Consider the following 2,601-nt stretch of genomic DNA (forward strand, 5'->3'; position numbering starts at 1 on the left):
ACATATGTGGAATTGATAAAAAAAGAATTTGATATTTATTCAATACAGAATAAGGTAATAAGCTTTTCCGGTAGTGCAGATATAAATAATACAGATGTATTCTATTCTGAACGCAACCCTGAAGTATTTAAATCTTCATTGGAAAACGTCTTTACAGATTTTGAAAAAGAATATGAAATAATTGTTGTTTTACATTATGTCAGCTATGGGTATCATTATAATGGGATACCATTCTGGTTACTTAAAATTATTAAACTCATTGACAAGCATTCAAAGGTGTCATTGATCACTCTTTTTCATGAAATTAGTGCCAGTGGACCTATCTGGACCAAGGCTGGTTTAACCGCTCCTTTGCAACGTTATATCGCACGTACTATTGCCATTCATTCCGATAGGATGATAACTACTACTAACTGGTATAGAAAAGTGTTAGAGGCATGGTTTCCTGTTCAATCATCAATAAAGGTGATTCATCAGCCGGTGTTTTCAAATATGGGTACCCCAACCCACGAATTAAATTTCTCAGTCAGGAAAAAACAAATGGTTGTTTTCGGAGGAAGGAATCTCCGAAAAGATCTTTATGACCGTTATTTAACGGAAATATTAAAAATAAAAAAAAACTATCAGATAGAGTGTATCATAGATATCGGCGCTCCATTAGAGCCGGAATTTTATGCAGAAACGGGAATTATATCTTATGGGGTGCTACCTGAAGAAGAAATTGCCGGAATTTTAAGCACTTCGCTGCTGGGTCTTATACATTATGATTTGCGAACTATCGATAAGTCAGGAGTATTTGCTTCATATCAGGCATTTGGCTTGCCTACTTATATCTTCGCAGACAAACACCTTGAATTTGTACCTCAACATACGCTCCATTACAGTGATAAAATAGCTTCAATGGAGGAGTTAGAATCATTAAGCAAGCAGTTTGAGCAAAATTATAAAAATCGATCCCTGACTTCTTTAATGACAACATTGACTTCTGAACTTTCAGTAATCAGATATATAAAAAAATAGAATAATGAGCATCGGTATTTTAATAACCAATTATAATACATGGGCTATGACCAGTGAAGCAATTCAGCATTGTATTGTTCACTCGGGACATGAATCCATTCAAATTACTGTTGTTGATGATGCTTCAACAGAAGCTTTTAACAATCAATTTGAAAATCAAATCAGGTTGATCAAGCAAGCCCACAATCAGGGTTTGATAAAATCATTGAATCTCGGTTTGTCTTCTATCGACACTGAATTGATCTGTATTTTTGATTCTGATGCCTGGCCTCTGGAACCCTTTACACAAGGGATAAAAGAATATTTTACTCAAAATCCCACTGTTGGAATCGCAGCATTTAAAACAGAAGATGCACATGGTTTTCCTAATGCTTCTTTTGAAGCAGAGCCAGGTTATATGAGTATTGTATTAGGACAGAAGATATATCAATATTATCAAAAAGTTTTCTTACGTAATCCCAAATCTATTACAGTATACACCTGTGCAATGGTAATCCGTAAAAAAGTATTGGATGAAATTGGACTGTTTGACGAAAATTTTGACTGGCTTGAGCTGGATCATGATATATGCATGCGTGCAATACGAAAAGGTTGGGGAATTGGCATATTACCTCTCAGAGCATTCCATAAAGGAAGCGGAACACCTCAGAAAGTAAGTCATCGTGTAATTCGTTTTTATAAAAACAGGTGGTATTTATTGCGAAAGTTTAACAAAATAAAAAATCCTGCTTTGATAAGAACATTAGTTCTTGCAAGAATTTTGTCTGAAAAAGCGGTTTTGCTTTTTGTGGGACGGTTCTTATTTAAAAATAAAGAAGTCTTTAATGATAAAGTACATGGCAGAAATTCCTTAATAGAAACTGTGAAAAAGTTTAAATAGATCTTATATCCATTATCAAATGAAATTTATTAAACTCGAATTTATAAGATCTGCTGCTGCAATCTATGTATTGATTGTTCATTATGTATTAACATATATAAATGTATTGCCAGCTTATATTGTGCGTTTTAATTTATTCGGAGCTGAAGCGGTTACAGCTTTTTTCTTATTAAGTGGTTTCGTTATTTATTATTCTTATATCCGCAAACAGGAAGATTTTAGCATTTATTTCAGAAAGCGATTTAGAAGAATTTATCCCTTGTTTATTATAGCAATTCTAATAACACTAATCTGTTCTTATATATCGAATGAATTATTTCCCTTAAATATTAAGGAGATAATCGGGAATATCTTTATGCTGCAAAACCAGGAAATATTTCGCGGTAATATTGTTTTTCCTGTGAAAGGAAATCCTCCTTTCTGGTCATTGGCAAATGAATGGTGGTACTACATGGCCTTCATACCTACATTGCTGATTGGTAAAAAATATAATTTATCACCTTTTTATTTGTCGGTTTCTTTGTCAGCGGTAGCGACTATCATTTATTATATGCATCCAAACTTTATATGTCTGATCGCAATATATTATGCGGTTTGGTATGCAGGTGCAGAGATGGCTAGAGTATATATGAATGATCAAAATATTAATTTTAAAAATACACGCCATATTTTATTTAGTATACTGCTAATAGCTATTATAC

The 2,601-nt window shown here is 33.2% G+C and carries 3 protein-coding genes; all 3 read left to right on the top strand.

Going from position 1 to position 2,601, the window contains the following annotated elements:
• On the top strand, positions 1-1,020 hold a 1,020-nt coding region (locus tag QZ824_RS11270; protein WP_291276114.1), incomplete at its 5' end, for a hypothetical protein.
• A 4-nt stretch (positions 1,021-1,024) separates the two neighbouring features.
• Positions 1,025-1,900 carry a glycosyltransferase gene (locus QZ824_RS11275; protein ID WP_291276115.1) on the top strand — a complete coding sequence of 292 codons (876 nt, stop codon included), beginning with the start codon at positions 1,025-1,027 and terminating at the stop codon, positions 1,898-1,900.
• Between the two features lie 19 nt (positions 1,901-1,919).
• A partial coding sequence (locus QZ824_RS11280) for an acyltransferase (RefSeq protein WP_291276116.1) occupies positions 1,920-2,601 on the top strand: 682 nt, incomplete at its 3' end.

Source organism: Flavobacterium sp., from assembly GCF_021151785.1.
Taxonomy (GTDB): Bacteria; Bacteroidota; Bacteroidia; order Flavobacteriales; family Flavobacteriaceae; genus Flavobacterium.